Below are 17,545 nucleotides of genomic sequence, written 5' to 3'. Positions count from 1 at the left end.
CGCCAGAGCGCCATAGCGTGTCGCCGCGTCGAGGGCGTCAGCCGCTATCGGGTCTGCCAGGACCCGCACCATCAGCGGCCGCGCCCTCAGTTCCGCGTCTTCTTCGATCGCGCCAACGCCGTTGCGACCGGCTCGTACTCGCATCGCGGTTTCGCCAGATTCACGCCCGGATCTGGCGGAGACAGCGGAGGCTCCCTCATGCCTGTCTCGAACCTCGCGCAGGATCTTCACACTTTCAACAAAATGCGTATCTTGATCACGAGTCAGATCTTCTCAGCATCAAGGAGTTCTCCATGGCCAGATCGCTCGGCAACCAGATGAAGGCCCTGAAGAGGCGCCACATAGGTGTCGTCACCGTCATCGCCGCCGTCCTGTCGCTCGCCGCTTGCGAACCGGCCACGCCCGCCAACACCCCCAGCGCCCCAGCCACCGCCAGCGCGAGCACCAGCCCCTCGGTAACACAGAGCCCGGGTCCCAGCGTCACCCCCACCCCGGCGACGCCGACCTCCTCAGCCCCCTCCGTCGCGCCCACCACCCATGCCCCCGCCCCGGCCACCACCAAGCCCGCCCCTGCCCCTCCGGCTCCTACCCGCACGCGCACCCAGGCCCCCGCGCCCGAGCCCACCCAAGAGGCCAGCAGCTGCTATCCCGTGTCCAACGCCGGCAACTGCTACCGGGCCGGCCAGATATGCCGGAAGGCCGACGTCGGCACCTCCGGACGCGACGCCAAAGGCCGCGCGATTCACTGCCGCGACGACGACAGCGTGGGTCAGCGCTGGGGCTACTAAAGGGTGTTGCAGAACGTCGGATTTCGGCGGGCCGAGGTGAGGTCTGAGCTGCTGGTTCACCGGTTCATGGCGAGGGCTCTCTTGCGGTGCGGGACGACCAGGCCGGTGCCGAGGTAGGCGCCGTCCGATGACCGTCGTCCCGGCCGCCAGGGTCGTCGGCAGATCCGACTCCCGCCAGACGTGCGCGTCGGCCTTGTCGCCCGGTGCCGGCCCGGCCGCCGCGATGACCAGGCGGGTGTCCGCGTCGATGACGACCTGCACGTTCGCCGAGAACCGGTAGTTGCGGGAGGAGGCGCCGACCTTGCGGTCGCGGACCGGAATGTGTCGGCCACCGGCCGCGGAGCCCGCTCAAGCGCCAGCAGCGAACCAAGCCGCTGGATGACCCGGCACACCGTCGCCGGCGACATTCCGAACAGCGGGCCCAGCTCCCGCATGGTGAGGTTCGTGCGGGAGTACACCGCCACCAGCAGCACCCGGTCCGGCAGCGGCAGACACCACGGCCAGCCGCCACCGGGACCGTTCCCGCCCCGCTCCTTGACTACTGTCACCAGCTTCGCGAACCGGTCGATCCGCAAGCCCGTGAACGTCTCCACGCACACCGGCTCAGCCCGCAGCACCCCACCCTTACAGGAGAAATGCCTGGGACTGAGCCTCAGGTCGTGTCTCTCAATTCCGTAATCAGGCGATGATCGCCGCCCGTACAGCTGCGGAGCGGTGGACGATCGCGGGTCTGTCGTAATGGGTGGCCAGGCCCCGCCACTGCTTGAGCAGGTCGAATGATCGTTCCGCGCGAGGTCGTCGCGGACCTTTGCCCAGCAGGAGAGGGAGTACCTGCACGTCAGGTCGCCACGCGATCTGTCTCCATTGCTCGTCGGTCAGCAGGCGCATGCGCCCGCTCGTGGTCACCGGGGTCGGTAGGCGGTGGCCAGCACGGAGACGGTGATCTGATCGGGCAGGACGCCGTCGTTGAGGTCTGCGCGGCTCACATGGCGTGCGCTCGGTGTCATCCCCACCAGATCCAGGACATCCAACTTGGTCAAGGGAACGGAGTACTCCACCCGCTCGGTGACGACGGCCTCGAAGAAGGGGTTGAGCGCCCGGTGCAGGCGCTGTTCCTTGGCCGGGTCGATCATGACCATCGCAGGCACCTGGCCACGCAGCTCGGCCAAGTGCCGCCCGGAGGGGCGGACCACGATCAACCGACCGGTCGGACGCAGCACGCGGTGGAACTCGGCCGGGTTGCGTGGGGCGAACACGTCCAGCACGACATCGGCCGCCCCGTCGGCCAGCGGGAAGGGACGGAACACGTCCCAGGCCACCGCAGCAGCTCGGTCGTGGGCACGGGCCACCAAGCGCAGCGCGCGCACCGATGTCTCCAGCCCCAGACCACGGGCGCCGGGCAACTGGTCGAGTACGCCGGCCAAGTAGTAGCCCGTGCCGCACCCCACATCCACCACCGTGCCCTGCTCAGGCACTGCTTCAACCGCCAGGCGGGCCCCGACCTCGCGGATGGGCGCGTAGGCGCCGGTGGACAGAAACCGGTCCCGGGCCTCAACCATGGCCGCGTCGTCGCCGCTGGTGGCGCGGGTGCCCGTCAGCAGGCTGGCACAGCCGTGACGGGCGATGTCGAAGGTGTGGCCCACCGGGCAACGCAATGCACCGCGGCCGGGGTGCAGGCGGCGCGTACGGCACGTCGGGCAACGCAGCAGGTCGAGGGACAGATCGAGGGCAGGGGGAAGCGACACGGGCACGAGGCACTCCTGGCAAGGGGTGAAGGGAAGGGATCGTGCCTGCGCGGTCAGAGCGTCACTGCCTCAGATAGACGGGCAGCATCGGGACGGGACTCTCGCGGCAGGCACACCGAGGAGGGCGACGCCGTCCGGCATCGCCCTCAGCGGCTTCCCATCACAGGAAGCAGCAGTGCGGGGTGCTCATGAATGCCACGTCATAAGTCTACGAGCACGGCGGAGACCCTCATGCCTCAGTACGCAAGCGCGTCTGAGTGGTCCAAGGGCATGGCCGTCCGGCTAGCCGGAGCACCTTCCGGACGGTGCAGACCGTCTCCCAGGTACCGTCAGCAGCGGCCCCGGACGCGGATGCAGCCGTGGGACGACTGTCGCACCAGCGGCGCCGAGCGCGCCCCCTACGCGCGGACAGCTTTCACGCCCCCGGCCGCCGGAGTGCGGTCGTGCTACGTCCGTCGCCCTCGTGCCTGCCCGCGAGCGCCGGGGCAGCGTCGCGGCCCTGCATCTCCCGGGATCCCCAGACAAGGTCGCCACCGGCTCTCTCGGGAGCGGAAGGACCAGAGCAAACAGCTGATTCTTTGGCGGAGTTCCTTGTCTACCTTCGTTTGGAAGACACGGGGGCGCGAGGGCACCTTCGATCACGCACGACGTCGGCGTCACCGCCCGCACTCGGCGGACGCGGGGCGTCCCCCTCAAGCAGGTCCCCATGCCCACGCACCCTGGTCACCGCCAGCGCACCGCGCCGCGACGAAGTCAGTCCCGCGGCGTCGGGCGTTGCCGCGTCTCGCCCTGGTCCGCGAGTCGTTTCACGGCCGCGACGACGGCTGCCGCCGACTTCTCCGTGGCCATGTGGCGCTGAGCCGCCGTCGCGGCCCTCGTGTACGACGGGTCGCGGGTCGCCGCGGACAGTGCGGCGGCGAGGTTGTCGCCGGTCAGCGTGGAGAAAGGGAGGGGGGAAGGCGCCGCGCCCATCATGGCGAGGCGTGCCGCCCAGAACGGCTGGTCCGCGGTGACGGGCACGGTGACGGAAGGCAGCGCGGCGCGCAGTGCCGCGGCGGAGGTGCCCGCTCCGGCGTGGTGGACGACGGCCGCCAGACGCGGGAACAGCGCGCTGTGCGGTACGTCGCCGATGGTCAGGATGTCGTCTCCTGCGGCGGCGAGTGAGGCGGCGCCGGACTGCAGCACACCCCTCAGCCCGGCCTGCCGCAGGGCCTGTACCGCGAGGGCGCTGAGCCTGGGTCCGTGTCCGGTCGCCATGCTGCCGAAGCCGACCAGTACGGGGGCGGGGCCCGCGGCCAGAAAGGCTTCCAGCTCAGCGGGCAGCGGGAGCGCCGGATCGGTGTGCGGCCACCAGGAGCCGGTCACCGTCAGATGGCTCTCCCAGTCGGACGGGCGCGGCACCAGCGCCGTACTGAAGCCGTGGAAGACGGGCCAGCGGGCTTCGTTCTGCCGTCGGCGCATCTGCCCGGGGGTCAGGGCGGGCAGGCCCAGCCGGGCCCGCAGACGTGTGACAGCGGGCGCGTACACCCGGTCGGTCATGCGCAGCGTCAGCTGTCCGGCGGCCCGGTTGCCGAGCCTTCCCAGCGAGCGGGCGGCGCCGACGGGTGGAGCGAAGTCGGCGGTCGGTGTGGTGGGTTGGAGGTACACGCCCATGCTCGGTATTCCTCTCGCCTCCGCCACGTGCCAGCCGAGCGGAGCGGTGGTCGTCGACAGAAGCAGCAGATCGGTGTCCTCGTCCACAGCAGCCGCGAACCCCTCGCCAAGCTGGGCGAGGAAAGCGGAGGCGGCCCGCAGCAGGTGCCGGTTGCCGCGGGCGTCACCATGCGCGCCGGGGTCAGCCGGCAGCGGCCGGAAGTCCAGCCCGGCCGACGCCGCCATCGCCGCGAAGGAAGGGGTGGCGGCGAGGACGACCTCGTGTCCGGCGTCGCGCAAGGAAGCGCCAAGTCCCGTGTACGGGGCGACGTCACCGCGTGATCCGGCCGTCGCGATCAGCACCTTCATGGTCCTCCGTTCGTGGTGGTCATGCGTCGGTGCGGCGGGCCGCGTTCGCGTCCACGGCACGGGCCAGGTACGACGCGAGGCCGGGACGCTGCTGCGACGGCGGCACGAGCAGCGCGAAGGCGCGCGGGTCGGCGGCGAAGTCCTCTGTGATACGGCGGTGCATGGACGGGGGGCACGGCGTGAACCAACGGCTGACATGAAGCCGGTGCCACTCGGCCAGGTCCATCGCCCGCCCGCCGTCGGCCGGCTCGCCGTCGTCGAAGGCGGCGAGCAGTTCCTCCCGCCACACGGCCGCCTCTCCCATGAGGCGGCTCCAGTCCTCCTTGGAATGGCCCGCGGCCCGCGCCATCGCCTGCTGATGCCCAGGACTGTCCTGCCACTTCGCTTGCGTCTGCGTGGCATAGGTGAGGTCGAACGTGATCTCGCCGAACACCTCGAAACGTTCCTCGGGCGTCAGCTGCACACCGGTCCGCTGGACCTCCACCGCCCGCTCCGCCACCGCGGCCAGTCCCTGCAGCCGGCGTATCTCCTCCTCCAGCCGCCGCTGCCGCGCCCGCAGGAACTCCACGGCATTGGCTTCCGGATCCCGAAGGATCTCGGCGATCTCCTCCAGGGGGAATCCCAGCTCGCGGTAGAAGAGAATCTGCTGCAGGCGAGCGAGGTCTGCATCGTCATAGCGCCGGTATCCCGACCCGCTGCGGCCGCTGGGTGACAGCAGCCCTTCGCGGTCGTAGTGGTGCAGTGTCCGCACCGTCACCCCGGCGAAAGCCGCGACCTCGCCCACCGAATACCCCATGTCCCTGCCCCTCGTTCATCGGCATCCTCAACCCTGACGCAACGTCAGGGTCAACCGGGACGTGCCCGTCCCCCGGTGCCGACGCGTCAGACGAGGTCGCGGTGGCGGCCCACCGCGGTGGACAGGAGGTAGAGCGGGGGCACGAAGGCGGCGGCGCAGACGGCCCACAGGGCGGTGTGGGCGCCGATGTGGGTGGCGAGGAGGCCGGCGGTGAGGGCGCCGAGCGGCAGCGCGCCCCAGGAGACGAAGCGGACCGTGGCCATCACGCGGGACAGCAGCCGCGGGGGCGACTGGGTCTGCCGGTAGGTGCGGGTGGTGATCGAGCCGATGACGGTGCCGAACGCGAAGCCGGCGTTGCCCAGGGCGAACCAGTAGGCGTCGCCCGCCGACGTGGTCAGCGGGGCGAGCAGGAGCAGCGTGCCGCCGGCCAGGTCGGCGGCGATGATGCCCCACGCGGTGCCCAGTCGCGTGGTCACCCGGACCGCGACGGCGGCGCCGGCGAGCGCGCCGACGCCGTCCATGGCCAGGACGAGGCCGAGCTGCACGGCGTCCAGGCCGGCCTCGCGGACCAGGTAGAGGGGGGTGAGGGCGACGAGGGCCGCGTTGAGGAAGTTGGCGGCGGTCGCCCAGATCATGCAGGGGCGCATGACCGGGTGCCGGGTGACGTACTGCCAGCCCTCGCGCATCAGCCGCAGCGGGCTCTCACCGGTGCGGGGTGCGGGCCGGGTCTCGGGGAGGGTGCGCAGGAGGACGGCTGAGGCCAGGTAGCTGGCGGAGTCCACGACGAGCGCGCCGACGGGGCCGGTCACGCCGATCAGGACTCCGCCGAGTGAGGGACCGCCCGTGTCGGTGACGGCGTGGGTGCCGGACATGACGCTGTTGCGGGCGGCCAGCTGCCGGGAGGGGACGACAGCGGGCAGGAAGGTCGAGTTGCCGATGTCGAACAGCACCGTCGCCGCGCCGGTGACGAGCGCCGAGAACAGCAGGTGCGCATACGTGAGGGTGCCGAGCCACCAAGCCAGGGGCAGCGATCCGAGCGCCGCGAACCGTACGAGGTCGAGTGTGACCTGGAGCCGGCGCAGCGGCACACGCTGCGCGACGACGCCTGCCGGAAGGCTGAGCAGCAGCCAGGAGACCTGTCCGGCCGCGGCAAGCAGGGCCACTTCGAGAGCGGTGGAATCGAGGACGGTGAGGGCGACCAGCGGCAGGGCCAGAGCGGTGACGGCGCTGCCCGCGCCGCTGACGGTGGCGGCGCTCCAGTAGCGCCAGAAGACGCCCGGCGGAGAGGTCTCCTGTTCGTCGTCACGCTGCTCCTGGCCCTGGATCGCTCGTGCCCCGCTCATGCGGCATCCCCCTGAATTGGTTAGTCTCTTTTCGGAACCCACTCGCTCCGAGTGAGTTTCTATCGGGAACTAACCTCATGGCGCAAGATGGACCCCATGCGCGCCGCCGTGCGCGCAGGAGTGGAGACATGGTGATGAGGTCGGTGCCCGAGCGGGACGCCGCCTGCGCGATCGCGCAGGCCGCGGCGGTGATCGGCGACTGGTGGAGCCTGCTCCTCATCCGGGAGACCGCGCGCGGGCACCACCGGTTCGACGCCCTCCAAGAGGAGCTCGGCATCTCCCGCAAGGTGCTCACCGAACGCCTGGCGCACCTGGTGGAGACAGGAGTCCTGGAGAAGGTCCCCTACCAGGACCGGCCGGTGCGCCACGAGTACCGGCTGACCGAGAGCGGCCGGGCGCTGCTGCCGGTGCTGCTGTCGATGCAGGACTGGGCGGACCGCTGGATCTTCGGCGACGGCTCGCTCAGCGGCACCGCCGACGAAGCGAGCGCGGAGGCCCGGCGCGTCGCGGGCCTGGCGGGCGAGCGGCTGCCGGACCTGAAGCTGCCCGGCCACCGCGACGGCGCACCGGTGGACCCGGTCGCCGACACCGCAGCCACCGTCCTGTTCTGCTACCCGGCCACCGGACGCCCCAGCCCCCTGCCCGACAGCTGGTCCACCATCCCGGGCGCCCTCGGCTGCACCCTGGAGAACCGGCTCTTCAAGAACGCCTACGAGGACATCCGCGCGGCCGGCGCCGAAGTCCGCGGAATCAGCACTCAACGCCCCGAAGAACAGAGAGCGTTCGCAGTCGAGGAGAACATCCCGTTCACCCTCCTGTCCGACGTCGACCTCCACCTCGCCGCCGCCCTGCGACTGCCCACGTTCCGCGCCGGACAACTCCTGCGACTCAAACGAGCCATCCTGGTCGTGGACCACAACCGCACCGTCCGGCACACACACTTTCCCGTCACAGACATCCCTGCCGCGGTCGACGAAGCGCTGACGCACGTACGACGCCTGACAGCACAGAACTGACGCCCCTGCCCCACCGCCCGCCGGGCCAGGGCCGCCACCGACGGGCACGACACGTACGGTGGTGACATGAAAGGCAGCGAATTACCGGAGCCCACCCCTGATTTCGGGCCGCTGGTCGCCCTGGTCGAAGAGACCGGCGAGCGTGTGACCATCACCGAGGACGGGGCGCCGGCGCACGTGCTGATCGCGGCCGCCGACCTCGCCGAAACCGAGCACTTCGCCCAGCGCTACCACGGGCCTCTGCCGGTACCGGTAGCCGCCGAGGAACGGCCGCCCGGCCCCGAACAGCACGGCGACTACACCCGCTACATCCACGCGGACGGCCACCGCGCCACCTTCACCCGCGGGCACCTGGTCGTCGCCGAGCTGCGTCCGGCCGCTCACGTCGCCTGGCTGGACGAGCAGGCCATGTACGGCCGGCAGGAATACATGGACCCGAAGCAGGCCGCGGCATTCGCCGAGTTCCTTGCCCGGCAACCTCCGGTGAACTGACCGGAGCCCCGGGCGGTCCAATGTTGCGTAGCCGAGCACCCACAGGTCAGCGGAGCGGTGGGAGGAGAGGGAGTTGGGCGGCGAGGAACTTCGGAGCCATACCGCGGTAGCTGTCGGTGATCAGCTCGGCGAGCTCCGTCCAGTCGGTGTGCTCACCGAGAACGGCGACGACGGCGTTGTGGCCCCAGCCGGCCCGGAAGAACGGAAACCCGGGGGCGGTCAGGCCGAGCAGGTCGTCGGCGGGCACCCGGAACGTCATCACGACCAGCTCCTGGCCCTCGGTCGCGTACGGGGCGTAGAACGGGGAGCGGTCCACGTCCGGTGCGTAGACGTGCGCGAACGTGCGCGTACGGATCCGCCAGCGCACGCCGATCCAGGCTGGTTCCTCGTAGGACTCGGGCAGCTGCCGACAGATCGACCGCAATGCGTCGAGGATCTCCGGGGGCACGTCTCCTGGACTGGACATGCACCGACACTACCGATCCGCCCCCTCCCCCGCGAACCCCGCACGGCCCCCTCCCGGGAGTCCCTGACGGCTCCCGGGAGGGGGTTGGGCGGGCCCTATCGGAAGGTGCCAAGCTTCCGATAGGACCCGCCGATGGCCCTCCCGGAGGTCCCTGACGCCTCCGGGAGGGAGCATGGTGGGCTTGCGGAGGTCAGTTCCAGAAGCCGTTGTGGATCTCGCGCGCCTCGGGGAGGTCGACCGGGCCGATGACCGGGAGGTCGCGCTGGCCGGCCTTGAAGACCTCGCGGCACGGGAGGGACATCGTGGGGTTCTCCTCGTTGGCGCCGGTCAGGGCGAGGAGTTCGTCCTCGCCGAGCGCGTAGACGACACGGCCGATGTTGCCCCAGTAGATGGCGCCGGAGCACATCGCACACGGCTCGGTGCTGGTGTAGAGCGTGCAGGTGCGCAGGAAGTCGGCGTCGTACTTCTGGGTGGAGAGGCGGACGAGGTTGGTCTCGGCGTGGCCGGTGGCGTTGCGGTCGGTGGTGACCGTGTTCTCCGCCTCGAGCAGGATCTCTCCGTCGGGGCCGGCGAGGAGGGCACCGAAGGGGTGGTTACCGGCCGCGCGTGAGCGGCGGGCGATGTCGACCGAGGCGCGCAGACGGGCGAGGTCGGTGTCGGTCGCGGAGGTCGTGGGGGTCGTGGCGGTCGCGGGGGTCGTGGCCGGGACGGTGGTCATGCGGGGATCTCCTTGGGAGTGTCGGTGTCGGTGTCGGTGTCGGTGTCGGTGTCGGTGTCGGTGGGGTTCTGGGTGGAGTGGGTGGTGGCTCGTGCCCTGGAGTTGCGGGTGAGCGCGTAGTGCAGGAGCCCGGCCGTCAAAAAGGCGACGGCCGCGGCGCACGCGCCGAGGGCGGGGTGGCTCTCGGCGATCGGGCCCACGAAGACGCCCGGCTGGCTCATGAAGGGGACCGCGGCGAGCAGTCCGAGGAGCCAGGCGGCGAATCCGGGCCCGACGTTGCGGGGTGCCTCCTCGTCGGGGGTGGCCCGGACGAGGAAGCGCTGGACGAGCATCACGGCGAGCCAGGGGGCGATCCAGTTGCCGAGGATGATCAGGAAGTTCTCGAACGACTTCCAGTAGTCGCCCTGGCCGGCGAACCAGCCCATGGCGCTGCCGAGTCCGCCGACGACCAGGACCGCCTGCCAGCGGGCCATCCGCACCCCGGCGATCAGCCAGGCCAGGGCGCCGGAGTAGCAGTCCAGGCAGCTGGAGGTGATCGTGGAGACGCCGAGGGCGAGCATGGTGACGGTGGCGAGCGCGCCGGGCAGGACCTGGCCGACGAGATCGGTGGGGGTGCCGATGAAGGCGATCGTGCCGATGGCGGCGCCGAGACTCGCGATCCACACCGAGCCGAGCCAGGTGCCGGTGAAGGCGTACAGGAACAGTGTGCGGGGCGGGGTGTCGACGGGCATGTAGCGGGTGTAGTCGGCGGCGTACGAGGAGAAGCTCAGCGCCCGTGCCGCCTGGATGGCCACCACCAGGGCGAAGGCGCCGGCGAAGCCGAGCGGGCCGGCCTTGGCCGGGTCGAAGCCGGAGCCGAGGTCGCTCTCGGTGTATCCGTACAGGGAGACGCCGATGAAGAGCAGCGGCAGGACGAGCGCCATCGCCTTCTGCACCAGGTGGATGAAGCCGTAGCCGACGAGCGCGATCGCCACCTGCGCGAGGGTGACGACAGCGAAGGCCGGTCCGAAGCCGGTGCCGATCAGGGTCTGGACGGCGAAGGCCCCGAGGATCGAGTTGACCGCGAACCACGCGCACGCCTTGAAGAACACCAGCACCGCCGGGACCGCGGCGCCGCGCCGGCCCAGGGGGAGCCGGGTCTGCACGAGCAGCCCGACGCCCTGGGGCGGGCCGAAGGTGGACGTGATCCCGATGGCCGCCGCACCCACGGCGCTGCCGAGCACGATCGCGAGCAGGGCCTGCGCCCAGCCCAGGCCGAAGGCGGCGGTGGCGAGCATGCCGCCGGTGAGGCTGGAGAACTGCACGTTGGAGCTGAACCAGAGCGTGAACGAAGAGCCCGGTCCGCCTTCGCGGTCGTCGGCGGGTATCGGTTCGACGCCCGAGGTCTCCACTGTTGTGGCGGAGCGCACCGCGGCGGTGAGCCGCTGTGCGAGAGGGCCTGATGAGATCATGGTGTGCCCCCTTCCATCATTCGTAGGAAGTCAGGGATGCCGGAGTGCTGCAGCAACGGCAGTACACACCCGTCGGCCAGGTCACCGACAGCGTCCATCGGTGCGAAGCGGTGGCCAAAATCCGTCCTCGTTTCCTACGATCGTCGGAAACCAGGACCGGAAGGCGGAGCGCCGTGCGCGTACAGGACCTGCTCGGGGAACAGGGGCTGCGGCTGAAGCTGCTGACCCCGGATGTGCCGCTCGACCGTGAGCTGCGCTGGGTCTACACCACCGACCTGCTGGAGCCGAACGCCTTCCTCACCGGCGGCGAACTCGTCCTGACCAGCGAAGGCTGGTACCGCACACCCGCCGACTGCGAGACCTTCGCCGCCTCACTCGCCCACGGTGGGGCCGCCGCCCTCGTGGCCGGCGACCTCCTGCTCGGTGAGGTGCCGGCGCTTCTGGTCGAGGCGTGCGCGCGCCGCGGCATCCCGGTCCTGGCGGCCGGGCCCGAGATCTCGTACGGGGCGCTGTCCCGCACCGTGATCGAGCGGATCAACCGCGAGCGCGGCCGGGAGCTCGCCGAGGTGCTGGGCCGTCACCGGCGGCTCGTCGCCGCGCTCGTCGAGGGCGCCGACCTGGGCGGCCTCGTCGCGATGCTCGCCACCGAACTCGACACCGACTGCTGGGCACTGTCCGTCGCCGGGCGCCTCCTCGCGGGTCCCGACGACGCGCTGCCCTCGGCCCTGCGCGCACAGCTGGCGGTGCAGGCGCTGCGTGCGCAGCAGCAGCCCGCCTCCACCAACGGATACACCGTGCTGCCGATAGGACGGCACGGCGCCGGCGGCGGCCACCTCGTCATCCGCGGCACACCGGCCGGCCTCGGCCCGGACGGCCTCGGCACCGCCGAACAGACAGCCGAACTCCTCGCCCTCGGCGGCGCACGGCGCGACGAACGCCGCCGCACCGAACAACGCTTCCACGCCGACCTGATCGCCCTCGTCGACGGCGGCGCTCCCCCGGGAACCGTCCACGCGCGCCTGCTCACCGCAGGCATTTCGCCGGACCGTCCACTGCTCGCCCTCACCGCCCTCACCCGCGGCGCCCTGCGCCCCTGGGACCTCGCCGCCGACCTCGCCGAGAGCGTCGTCGACGAGACGTCCCGTGCCAAGGCGGTCGTCGCCGGCGGCCAGCACGGGCTCACCCTCCTCGTCTCCCTGGACCAGACGGACGACGGCGAACACCTGGCGGAGCTCCTGCGCATCCGCCTCGCCCTGTTCGAACCCGCCGCCGACGGCGGCCGGATCGCCTTCGGCCTCAGCGCCGCCGCCTCCCCCGCGTCCGGTCTGGAGCGCGCCCTGGAAGAGTCCCGTCACGCCGCCCGCCTCGCCGCCCTGCGCCCCCAACGCCTCGCCCTGGTCACCGCGGCCGAACTCGACTCCCACCTGCTGCTCCTCGCCGGCGTCCCGGCCGAGATCCGTGCCTCCTACCGCCACCGACTGCTCGGCCCCCTGGAGGCGTACGACTCCGAGCACGGCGCCGAACTCGTACACACCCTGACGGCGTTCCTGGGCGAGAACGGCGCCTGGCGCACGACCGCGGCCGCCCTCCACATCCACGTCAGCACCCTCCATTACCGCATCGGGCGCATCGAACGCCTCACCGGCCGCGACCTGTCCACCGCCCGCGACCGCGTCGACCTCTACCTCGCGTGCACCATCGGCCAGAACCCCTGAGCCCTGTACGGATCAGTCGGTGCAGATCTTGTCGGGCAGCCGGCCGGGCAGGCTGCGGCGTTCGTCGTCGGTGAGGTCACGGCCGATCACCTTGCACAGGTGTCGCTTCCACAGGGTGGGGTCCAGCCGGGTCAGGGAGAGGGGCGTTCTCCCGAACCCATCGAGTGAGGAACCGCCGGCCACGGGAGAGCCGAACAGGGCCATGCCGTCCCTGGTGGCAGAGATGACGCGCTGGCTCTCGGCGAACTCGTAGGTCTCCCGATACGACGGATCGTCGGCTTTCAGGAAGGTCACGGAACTGTCGGCAGCCAGGAAGTACTGTGCTCCGCTGGGGTTGCCCACTGCCCATTCGCCGGGGCGCAGCGGCTTGGGGAAGGCAGCCACTCGGTGTGTCCGTTCCTCCGGACCGACGGACCACAGCTCCAGGATGCGTCCCGAGGTCAGTACGGCCATGTAGCGCGTGTCCTTGAGGAAGTACGCGGTGAGGAAGTTGTCGGCGAATCGAATGCGGAGGTCCTCCCTCACCCGGCCTGTCCGCAGGTCGACGGCGTGCAGGTCCGGCTCGTCGTCCACGCTGACCGCCAGCAGGTCCGGGTCGCGGTGGGGAGTCACGTGGTACTCCGGCCGGTTCCGGGATGTGAGCCGGAGGTCGTTCAGGTCGATCGAGGAGAGGCGACGCCCCGTGCGGGCGTCCCACAGTTCGACGCGGGAGCCGACGACCGTCACGAGCCGGTCACCGGGGAGGAAGACGAGGTCGATGGGTTCCAGCTCACCGTCGTCGCCGGGCGGGGAGAAGAGGTCGTGGGGATCCCAGTCGACGACGGGCGGTTCGGCGGCCGTGCTGAACTCTGACAGGACGCGCAGGGAGGGTAGTCGGCGGACCGTCACCCGGTTCTTGTCCGCCACGTCCGCCATCAGTGTCTCGGCGCCGTTGACGGCGATGACCTGCTCCTTGGCCGGCGGTACCTTGGCCTTGACGGACACTTCGGCCCGGGCGCGATTGTCGCCCTCGGTCTCCATGACGCGCAGGGTCTCGCCTCTCTTCCCGAGGCGGACCACCATCGTGCGTCCGTCGCCGAGCAGTCTCGGCACACCATAGGCGGTGGCTCCATCGGCGCTCACCAGGGTTCGTCCGGAGACCGAACTGTCGTCCTTGAAGGCCAGGACGGGCTCCCGTTCGGAGCCGAGCAAGGGCAGCTCAGGAGTGATGTCGAAGAGGGATACGCCAGAAGGAGCCACGACTCTTCGCGGTCGATCGTCGCCGTCGGTGTCGACGATGTCCCAGGTGCCTCCGTAGCCGGTCAGGGCGAACCGGTCGCCCTCGGCGTCGAGAATCGCAGGTTCACACACGGTGGTGTCGGGTCGGTAACCGCGCAGGATCCGCCGGTCCGCCACTCGTACCGTCTGGTACAGGGCATTGGTCGAGGACGCGCTGTCCCCCGCATGGCAGGTGATGACCACGGTTCCGTCCTTCGACACGCTGCTGTGGTCGCCCTCTGTGACCAAACGCCGCCTCGTACCGCTCCGGATGTCGACGGCGTCCATCGCCTCTCTCTGGGACGAGGTGGTCCCCGTGGCCACCAGCGTGGTGTCGTCAGGGCCGAACGAGATGGACTTGATCCCTGGGATGTCCTTCGGCAGGTCGTGCCGACGCCCCGTCTCCAGATCCCAGACACGCACCGGGAACGTCGTGGAATCGGCCGCTGCCTCGACGAGGTAGCGGGACGTGCGCGAGAAGTCGATCAGCTTGCGCAGGTTGCCCCCGTCATCCGGCTTCGCCTTCACCGGTGGGGCTTTGAGGAGATGCGCAGGTCCCACCGCGTACGGCGCCGTGGGCGTGACGTCGTGCCAGACGACTGCTCGGTCCTCGTCGCGCACGTAGGCGATGCGCCGCCCGTCCAGGCTGACCGTGGGCGACAGGACGTTGGGACGGAGCCGGAGGTTGACCTGCCGTACCTTGCCCTGCTCCGTACGCAGGAACAGGGTCGCGCGCCGGGTGTCGGAGGTCGCCAGAGTCACCTCGCCGTTCGCGCTCATCGCGACGCTGTCGATCTTTCCTTCGACGCCCGACAGGATCCATGCCCTTTCCCTGGCCGAGGCGTAGCGGCGCAGCAGCGCGTTGCGGGCCTCCTGAGTCGGGGAGATGTCGTAGCCCGCCATCGCGGCCAGGGCGGCCTGGGCGGGGTTGGTCTCGGCCAGCTCGTCCGCCTGCACTGCCAGCGTCCTGGACCGGCCTTCCGCTGCCCTCTCCCTGCTCACCCGGGACTCCTGGACGGAGAACACGCTCAAGGCGGCGATGAGCACCATCGCGAGGCTGCCGGCGGTCCAGGCCAGTCGGAAGTTCCGCTGCCGGGCACGGTGCAGTTGCCGGATTGCCCGGCGCTGCCGGTCTGCGAGGTCGAGGAAGTCGGTCTCGGCTGCCGTCAGTTCGTCCCTGCGCCCGGCGATACGGTCCTCGAGAGAGACGAGCTGCGCCCCCCGCGGCAGGAGCTCGTCGGCGCGGGCTTCTCTCTCCCAGCGTTCCCTGTCGTTCTGCAACTCGGCGCGCGCCGCGAGGAAATCCCGGTCCTCGCGCACCACTTCGGACAGGGTCGGCCAGGCTGTGATGAGGGCTTCGTGGGCGAGTTCCACACTCTCCGGCACGCCGGCCCCGCCGTGGAGCACCAGCAGACGCTCGTCCTTCCCGGCGAACAGCACGGCCAGGCGCCACCGCTGCTCGCCGGCTTCCGCCCGGGTCAGCACCCGCCGCAGTGCCGGTGAACCGCTGCCCGGCACCACGCGCACCAGTCCGGCGAGCAGCCGCCGCGCTTGCGTGACGGCTTCCCTGGGGTCAGGAGTCTGCGGGGCGCCTGCGGAGCCCCGGGGGCCGGTCACGGACGGGACGTATTTCCGCCACGCCTCCTCCGCGTGCCTGCGCAGCGCGCCGGAGACGCCACCGGCCCTCTCGTACGCGTCGGCCCTCAGACGGCCGCCCGACTGTTCCTCCCACAGGTGTCGCAGGACGAAGGAGAGGAGGGGAAGGGCGCCGGGCTCACCGCCGGCGTCCTCGAGGATGCGGCGGACCAGACCCGGTTCGTACGAGACACCGGGGACGCGGTCCACGGGACGGGTGATGACGGCGTGCAACTGCTCCCGGGTCATCGGGGTCAGCGGCAGGACGGCTCCCCGTTTCAGCACCGGGCCGAGGTCCTCGTGGCTCAGGACCGCGTCGACGAAGTCGGCGCGCAAGGTGAGCAGCACCCGCATCCCGGCGGTGCGCCGGGCGGGGAAGAGCACCGACAGGAGGGCCGTGAGGTTCTCCTGGGGCAGGTCGAGCAGGGCCTCTGCCTGGTCCAGTACGACGAGGAGGTCGGTGGTGGCGCTGCCGGTGAGCCGGTGGACGGTGTCCGCGAGACCCGCCCCGGTCAGCCAGGTGGCGACCCGATCGACGCCGACGGCGCGCGACGGCCCGAACCGTTCCTGCCTTGCCAGTTCGAGGAGTTCGACCGCGAGGGCGCTCACGGGGCTGGAGGTGCGCCCGCAGTGGACGACCACCACCTCGTGTCCGGCACGGCGCATCGCGGGCGCCACCCCCGCGAGGGCGAGAGAGGACTTTCCGCATCCCGAGGGCCCGCACAACGTCACCGCGGCACGGTCACCGCGCAGTGCCGTGACCACGGACTCGGTGTCCTCCTCGCGGCCGAAGAAGACGTCGGCGTCCTCCTCGCGGAAGGGCTCCAGGCCACGGAAGGGTGTCGGGGCCAGGAACGCCTCCGCGAGAGCGGGGATCTCATCGGCGAGCGCCCCGAGGTGCAGCATGTACGCCTGCTGGTCGTCCCGTACGGGCTCTGCGGCCACGATCATGCCGACGGCGGCGCCGAGGGCGTTGTCCCAGACGGGGCCGCCGCTGAAACCGCCGGTGATACGGACCGTCTGCCCGTCCGCCCGGGACAGCTGCACCCAACCCTTCCCCACCGGGCCGAGGAGACTGCCCCGCTGCCACACGGGCAGGTCGGAGGCCCCGGTGAAGCCGACGAGGCGGGACCCGTGTTCCCACAGACGCCGTGACAGGCTGATCGGCAGGGGCCGCGCGCCCGGTGCCGGTGAGAGCAGTCGGATCACGGCCACATCGCCGCTCCGGTCCTCCCGGATCGGCACCCAGTGCGCCACCTCCGCTTCGATGCCATGCCCTGCGGCTCCCGGCCCGGCGAGGAGCGGCATGTCGAGGGTGACACGGGTTCCGGGGAGCACCTCGGTGTCGCGGGGTGTCCCGAGCGCGTCGCACACCACGTGGGCGCAGGTGAGGACGAGCCCGTCGCCGACGAGGAATCCGGTACCGGCGGAGTCGCCGTTCCCGTCTCTGAGGCGGACCGTGCCGGAGGCGAGGACGGTTTCGGCGTCCTCGTGTTCACCGTGCCCGGCTCCGGCCGCAGAGCGGCCGGCTTCGTCCTGGTCGTGCACAGGGTCTCCTCGGAGGGTTAGGAGAGCGGGAGGGCGCTGACGGTGCGCGGACGGATCCCGGCCTGACGCGGACGCCTCAGCCGCTGGAGGCGGGGCCCGCCGGGCCTTGGTCCGTGGACTGCGGGCCGGGTTCCGTGGACTGCGGGCCGGGTGGGGTTTCCGGCGCCACGTCCCCATCGGCGGGGATGCTGTTCCAGGTGAGGCTGACGGAGAAGTTGGCCTCCGCGGAGGAGCCCGCGATGAGAACCTTCGCGTCGGCGGAGAGCGACATCCCGAATTCGAGGGTCGCCTCGTCCGGCGACCGGAGCATGCCACGGCAGCGGCCGACGAAGGCGTCCGCGACCGGCCGTACGACATCCAGCATCTGCTCCAGGGACTGCTCGGCGCGGGTGATCGTACGGCTGCCGCGCCCGACGCGCACGACGTCCTCTCCGCGGTCGTTCACCTGCACTCGTACCATCTCGCCGCCGCTCCCCAGCGGCACTTCGACTGTGTAGAGGGCGTGGCCTTCCGACAGCGTCATGACGTTCCCCGATCGTGAACTGAGCCTCCAGACGCCAGAGTTAGGCGTCTC

General features: G+C 71.0%; 13 protein-coding genes and 2 pseudogenes. 3 read left to right on the top strand and 12 right to left on the bottom strand.

Annotated elements, in window-relative coordinates; genetic code table 11:
- Positions 1–256 precede the first annotated feature (256 nt).
- The 7 genes and pseudogenes from ABTY59_RS35160 to ABTY59_RS35130 form a co-directional block, all read right to left on the bottom strand.
- Positions 257–562: a hypothetical protein gene (locus tag ABTY59_RS35160; protein ID WP_352023202.1), complete on the bottom strand. Its 306-nt coding sequence runs from the start codon at positions 560–562 to the stop codon at positions 257–259.
- A 573-nt stretch (positions 563–1,135) separates the two neighbouring features.
- Positions 1,136–1,444, bottom strand: a pseudogene (locus tag ABTY59_RS37740) (helix-turn-helix domain-containing protein); the annotation flags it as partial.
- Between the two features lie 22 nt (positions 1,445–1,466).
- A pseudogene (locus ABTY59_RS35150) lies at positions 1,467–1,589 on the bottom strand (IS5/IS1182 family transposase); the annotation flags it as partial.
- Between the two features lie 101 nt (positions 1,590–1,690).
- The gene (locus tag ABTY59_RS35145; protein ID WP_352023201.1) at positions 1,691–2,539 is read right to left on the bottom strand and encodes a methyltransferase domain-containing protein; all 849 of its coding nucleotides are present in this window, start codon (positions 2,537–2,539) and stop codon (positions 1,691–1,693) included.
- A gap of 747 nt (positions 2,540–3,286) precedes the next feature.
- Positions 3,287–4,534 carry a glycosyltransferase gene (locus tag ABTY59_RS35140; protein WP_352023200.1) on the bottom strand — a complete coding sequence of 416 codons (1,248 nt, stop codon included), beginning with the start codon at positions 4,532–4,534 and terminating at the stop codon, positions 3,287–3,289.
- A gap of 19 nt (positions 4,535–4,553) precedes the next feature.
- Positions 4,554–5,330 (bottom strand): MerR family transcriptional regulator, encoded by a 777-nt coding sequence (locus ABTY59_RS35135; RefSeq protein WP_352023199.1) that lies wholly within the window; start codon positions 5,328–5,330, stop codon positions 4,554–4,556.
- 86 nt (positions 5,331–5,416) lie between these two features.
- A complete protein-coding gene (locus ABTY59_RS35130; RefSeq protein ID WP_352023198.1) occupies positions 5,417–6,673 on the bottom strand; it encodes an MFS transporter in 1,257 nt (418 codons plus the stop codon).
- A gap of 134 nt (positions 6,674–6,807) precedes the next feature.
- Between ABTY59_RS35130 and ABTY59_RS35125 the strand changes: the two genes are divergently transcribed.
- Positions 6,808–7,689: a winged helix-turn-helix transcriptional regulator gene (locus ABTY59_RS35125; protein ID WP_352023222.1), complete on the top strand. Its 882-nt coding sequence runs from the start codon at positions 6,808–6,810 to the stop codon at positions 7,687–7,689.
- A gap of 66 nt (positions 7,690–7,755) precedes the next feature.
- Positions 7,756–8,181 carry a type II toxin-antitoxin system Phd/YefM family antitoxin gene (locus ABTY59_RS35120; RefSeq protein WP_352023197.1) on the top strand — a complete coding sequence of 142 codons (426 nt, stop codon included), beginning with the start codon at positions 7,756–7,758 and terminating at the stop codon, positions 8,179–8,181.
- Positions 8,182–8,227: 46 nt separating this feature from the next.
- On the opposite strand, the gene ABTY59_RS35115 is transcribed toward ABTY59_RS35120, so the two are convergent.
- From ABTY59_RS35115 to ABTY59_RS35105, 3 genes are all read right to left on the bottom strand, one after another.
- Positions 8,228–8,647, bottom strand: coding sequence for an MmcQ/YjbR family DNA-binding protein (locus ABTY59_RS35115; RefSeq protein WP_352023196.1), 420 nt, complete (start codon positions 8,645–8,647; stop codon positions 8,228–8,230).
- A 190-nt stretch (positions 8,648–8,837) separates the two neighbouring features.
- Complete coding sequence (locus ABTY59_RS35110) at positions 8,838–9,365, bottom strand: nucleoside deaminase (RefSeq protein WP_352023195.1); 528 nt, start codon at positions 9,363–9,365, stop codon at positions 8,838–8,840.
- A complete protein-coding gene (locus tag ABTY59_RS35105) occupies positions 9,362–10,816 on the bottom strand; it encodes a purine-cytosine permease family protein (protein ID WP_352023194.1) in 1,455 nt (484 codons plus the stop codon). Before ABTY59_RS35105 ends, ABTY59_RS35110 begins: the two co-directional genes overlap by 4 nt.
- A 173-nt stretch (positions 10,817–10,989) precedes the next feature.
- On the opposite strand from ABTY59_RS35105, the gene ABTY59_RS35100 reads away from it, so the two are divergent.
- A complete protein-coding gene (locus ABTY59_RS35100) occupies positions 10,990–12,531 on the top strand; it encodes a PucR family transcriptional regulator (RefSeq protein WP_352023193.1) in 1,542 nt (513 codons plus the stop codon).
- A 12-nt stretch (positions 12,532–12,543) separates the two neighbouring features.
- Here ABTY59_RS35100 and ABTY59_RS35095 read toward each other — a convergent pair whose 3' ends face one another.
- A complete protein-coding gene (locus ABTY59_RS35095; RefSeq protein WP_352023192.1) occupies positions 12,544–16,971 on the bottom strand; it encodes an nSTAND1 domain-containing NTPase in 4,428 nt (1,475 codons plus the stop codon).
- A 76-nt stretch (positions 16,972–17,047) separates the two neighbouring features.
- Complete coding sequence (locus ABTY59_RS35090; RefSeq protein WP_352023191.1) at positions 17,048–17,494, bottom strand: CU044_2847 family protein; 447 nt, start codon at positions 17,492–17,494, stop codon at positions 17,048–17,050.
- Between the last annotated feature and the right edge of the window lie 51 nt (positions 17,495–17,545).

The organism is Streptomyces sp. NPDC096079 (assembly GCF_040303145.1).
Lineage (GTDB): Bacteria > Actinomycetota > Actinomycetes > Streptomycetales > Streptomycetaceae > Streptomyces.
This window is presented reverse-complemented; position numbering and strand designations above follow the sequence as displayed.

Bases quoted from the DNA above. Each gene is read 5' to 3' on its own strand.
- ABTY59_RS35140 (WP_352023200.1), bottom strand. From the start codon at position 4,534: ATGAAGGTGCTGATCGCGACGGCCGGATCACGCGGTGACGTCGCCCCG.
- ABTY59_RS35115 (WP_352023196.1), bottom strand. From the start codon at position 8,647: ATGTCCAGTCCAGGAGACGTGCCCCCGGAGATCCTCGACGCATTGCGG.
- ABTY59_RS35090 (WP_352023191.1), bottom strand. From the start codon at position 17,494: ATGACGCTGTCGGAAGGCCACGCCCTCTACACAGTCGAAGTGCCGCTG.
- ABTY59_RS35135 (WP_352023199.1), bottom strand. From the start codon at position 5,330: ATGGGGTATTCGGTGGGCGAGGTCGCGGCTTTCGCCGGGGTGACGGTG.
- ABTY59_RS35120 (WP_352023197.1), top strand. From the start codon at position 7,756: ATGAAAGGCAGCGAATTACCGGAGCCCACCCCTGATTTCGGGCCGCTG.
- ABTY59_RS35130 (WP_352023198.1), bottom strand. From the start codon at position 6,673: ATGAGCGGGGCACGAGCGATCCAGGGCCAGGAGCAGCGTGACGACGAA.
- ABTY59_RS35105 (WP_352023194.1), bottom strand. From the start codon at position 10,816: ATGATCTCATCAGGCCCTCTCGCACAGCGGCTCACCGCCGCGGTGCGC.
- ABTY59_RS35110 (WP_352023195.1), bottom strand. From the start codon at position 9,365: ATGACCACCGTCCCGGCCACGACCCCCGCGACCGCCACGACCCCCACG.
- ABTY59_RS35125 (WP_352023222.1), top strand. From the start codon at position 6,808: ATGAGGTCGGTGCCCGAGCGGGACGCCGCCTGCGCGATCGCGCAGGCC.